The sequence below is a fragment of the Komagataeibacter kakiaceti JCM 25156 genome (assembly GCF_000613305.1).
In genome coordinates this window covers 1-3,767 of sequence record NZ_BAIO01000217.1, presented here as the reverse complement: position 1 = coordinate 3,767, position 3,767 = coordinate 1, and the positions used below count along the sequence as shown (strand labels likewise).

Genomic DNA, 3,767 nt, shown 5'->3' with positions numbered 1-3,767 from the left:
CGCCAGCGGCCCCCAGCGCACCACCGGACCACGCGGGCGGGCGAGATAAAGCCCCACCAGCACGCTCCACACCCCCACCCACAGGCACAGGAACGGCAGCACGGGCCGCACATACCCCAGCACGACCGGAACGGAGCAGTAGAACAGGATCAGCCACAGGGGGTAGCCCGGTGGCACGCCGCTTATGTGAATGTAGTACAGCGCGCCTGGCAGTAGCGCGACCACGGGCCAGAACAGCGCCACCAGCACCCGCCTGCTGTTGAAGGCCAGCGCCAGCACCCCCCACACCAACGCCGCGCGCACGATTCCCTGCAACGCCGTGCAGGCGGGCAGAAGCACCAGCACGGCCATAAGGCCAGACAGCGCATCGGGCCACCGGCGGCGCCACCACGGGCTGGAATACGGTCCGTACGGGGTGTTCATTCCCGCTTCATGCCATGAGTACCGCGCCACGGGTAGCCTGCGGCCCTGGGGTGATGGCACGTTTGTGAATGAACAGGTGCGCGTGGCCGCTTTTTATCACCCATGTGGACGACTAATAATGCGCCCCCCGCAGGCCCATGCCGACGGGTGCCGGAAAAATAGAAATCACAAAGTCAAAATCATAAAGGCAGGCAAACGTACCATGGCAAAAATCAAGGTCAGGAATCCCGTTGTCGAAATGGATGGTGACGAGATGACCCGCATCATCTGGCATTTCATCCGCGAACGGCTGATCGTGCCCTATCTGGATATCGACCTGAAATATTACGATCTTGGCATCCGCCATCGTGACGAGACGGATGACCGCGTGACCGTGGACGCCGCCGAAGCCGTGCGCCGCTACGGCGTGGGCGTGAAATGCGCCACGATCACCCCCGATGAGGCACGGGTCAAGGAATTCGGCCTGAAAAAGATGTGGCGTTCGCCCAACGGCACCATCCGCAACATCCTTGATGGCACGATCTTCCGTGAACCGATCATCTGCGCCAACGTGCCCCGCCTTGTGCCGCACTGGACCCAGCCGATCGTGATCGGCCGCCATGCCTATGGCGACATCTACCGCGCGGCGGAAACGCGCATTCCCGGCCCCGGCAAGGTCACGCTGCGCTACACCCCGGCCGATGGCGGCCCGGAGCAGGTACTTGACGTGCATGACTTCAAGGGCCCCGGCGTGGCGCTGGGCATGCACAATACCCGCGCCTCCATCGAGGGGTTCGCGCGCGCCTCCCTGTCCTACGGGCGCGACCGCAGGCTGCCGGTCTACCTGTCCACCAAGAACACCATCCTCAAGGCCTATGACGGCATGTTCAAGGACGTGTTCCAGGACGTGTACGAGCGTGAGTTCAGGGCCGATTTCGAGAAGCTGGGCCTGACCTACGAACACCGTCTGATCGATGACATGGTGGCCTGCGCGCTGAAGTGGAAGGGCGGCTATGTCTGGGCGTGCAAGAACTACGATGGCGACGTGGAAAGCGACATCGTGGCGCAGGGCTTCGGCAGTCTCGGCCTCATGACCTCGGTGCTGCTGAACCCGACCGGCGACGTGGTGGAGGCCGAGGCCGCCCATGGCACCGTCACCCGCCATTTCCGGGAATATGAAAAGGGCCGCCCGACCAGCACCAACCCCATCGCCTCCATCTTCGCATGGACGCGCGGGCTGGCCTATCGTGGCAAATTCGATGACACGCCGGATGTGACCCATTTCGCCAACACGCTGGAGCGCGTGTGCATCGAAACGGTCGAAGGCGGGCAGATGACCAAGGATCTGGCCCTGCTGGTCGGCCATGACACCAGATGGCTCGATACCCAGCCGTTCCTGGAGGTGCTGGACCAGAAGCTGCGCGCCGCCCTGTCCTGAAAAACTGTCTGAAAATAACCGATCGACACAAAAGTAAACGTCTTTGGGTGCCGCCTTTTTTCAAAAAGGCGGCTTTTCAAGCAGCCCCCCCCGGTGAACATGGCGCATTTTCCCCGCATGGATGAAAAATCATCCATGCGGGAAGATGTGCCTACCTGCTGCCCCCACGGCGTGATTATATAACGCCATGCATGACCAGACACCCGCCGCCCCTCCCCGGCCATCCGCCCCGCAGGAAACCCAGGGCCTGGAAGGCAGGCTGGAGCGCCTGTTCTTTGGCGCGCGCTGGATCTGCGCGCCGCTTTACTTCGGCCTGACGGCGGGCCTGCTGGTCATTGTGGTCAAGTTCCTCCAGACCGCGTGGGCGCTGGTGCGCAACAGTTACACGCTGGAATTCGATGATGTGTTTGTCGGCATCCTCGACATGATCGACCTTGTGCTGCTGGCCAACCTCCTGCTGATCGTGATGTTCGCGGGGTACGAGAATTTCGTTTCCAAGCTGGACGTACGCAGCCACCGCGACTTTCCCGACTGGATCGGCCACGTCACGTTCGGGGATATCAAGATCAAGCTCATGGCCTCCATCGTGGCCATGTCCGCCATCCATGTGCTGGCCGATTTCATCCGGGTCAATGACATATCCAGCCGCACGCTGGCATGGAGCGTGGGCATCCATCTGGCCTTTGTCGTATCGGGGCTCATGCTGGCGCTGATGGACCGGATGATGGAAACCCCGTCCGGCCAGGGGCACACCAACACCCGGCCGGAGCAGCATTAGGGACTGCCTGCAAACAGCCCTTCAGGGATGCGTCACGCCGGGCCGGCTTCCTGCGCCGTGGCTTCCACGCGGGCTTCGCGCAGGGCCTGCTGCGTCAGGCGCTGTTCGTTCCGGCGCAGGAAAATGACGCTGATGACCAGCCCCACCGTGACCATGACCCCCAGCCCGATGCTGGCCGGGCCTGAAACCTGCGTGACCTTGCGGCCAAGATAGTACGCCCCCGTGGCGTAACCGCCCGCCCAGCACATCCCGCCCAGCGCATTGAACAGCATGAAGCGCGGCCATGGCATGTGGTTGGCCCCGGCCAGCAGCGCCACGAATACGCGCAGAAGCGCCACGAAACGCCCGAAGAAGACGATGGCGCTGCCATGGTGGCGGAACAGGAAGCGCCCCAACAGGAGCCTGTCCGGGGTGAGACGGATGCGCGCGCCATATTTCTGCAGCAGCGGCAGGCCGACCTTGCGCCCGATCAGGTAGCCAATATTGTCCCCCACCACCGCGCCCAGCACGGCGGCCAGCGCGACCCACTGGATTTCAAGGCGATGCGTGGCGGCGCAGTAAACGGAGGCGGAAATGATCAGCGTTTCCGCCGGAAGCGGAAGGCCCATGCTTTCCAGCATCACGATTGTCGTAATCACCCCGTAACCGTAATGCTGGAACAGATATTCGAGATGGTGCAGCAGTGTTCAGTCCTCCGTCCCGGCAGATCAGGCATGGCCCCCCGTACTGGAACACGAACGGACCATGCCCCCGCCCCCAAACCTGACCCCGGTTCAGGATACGGACGGACGGGCAGGGCGCACCCGCGAACACCAGCCTGAAATCCGGCTGGCACAATGGGTGAAACGGCCTTTCAGCAAAACCGGCTTTAGCGAATATCTGTCACGCGTTTTTTCAACCCGCTTCATGCCGTCCGGCCGAGGCCACCGCCATCGCAGCCCTGCCCTGATCCGGGCGCGGGTGGAAAACGCCAATGCCAGGCAACCGCGCGGCGGGGGGTATGTTCTAATCCGTAAATCGGGTCTCACGCCCGGCATAACAGGGAGCATTCCATCATGCCTGACGACAGTCGTCCCTCCTCATCACGTCGCGCGGTCCTGACCGGGGTGGCCGCCGGTATCGTCACCGCAACCGCCGCGGGCCGGGGGG

General features: G+C 63.0%; 3 protein-coding genes and 1 pseudogene. 2 read left to right on the top strand and 2 right to left on the bottom strand.

Features of this window, described 5'->3' with window-relative positions; translation table 11 throughout:
• Positions 1–423, bottom strand: a pseudogene (locus tag JCM25156_RS23610) (hypothetical protein); the annotation flags it as partial.
• A 202-nt stretch (positions 424–625) separates the two neighbouring features.
• Here JCM25156_RS23610 and JCM25156_RS10945 point away from each other — a divergent pair.
• Positions 626–1,840 (top strand): NADP-dependent isocitrate dehydrogenase, encoded by a 1,215-nt coding sequence (locus JCM25156_RS10945; protein ID WP_025813109.1) that lies wholly within the window; start codon positions 626–628, stop codon positions 1,838–1,840.
• 187 nt (positions 1,841–2,027) lie between these two features.
• Positions 2,028–2,618 (top strand): TIGR00645 family protein, encoded by a 591-nt coding sequence (locus JCM25156_RS10940; RefSeq protein ID WP_025813108.1) that lies wholly within the window; start codon positions 2,028–2,030, stop codon positions 2,616–2,618.
• 32 nt (positions 2,619–2,650) lie between these two features.
• Here the strand turns inward: JCM25156_RS10940 and JCM25156_RS10935 are convergent, their stop codons facing one another.
• The gene (locus JCM25156_RS10935) at positions 2,651–3,301 is read right to left on the bottom strand and encodes a DedA family protein (RefSeq protein ID WP_183481687.1); all 651 of its coding nucleotides are present in this window, start codon (positions 3,299–3,301) and stop codon (positions 2,651–2,653) included.
• Positions 3,302–3,767: the final 466 nt, after the last annotated feature.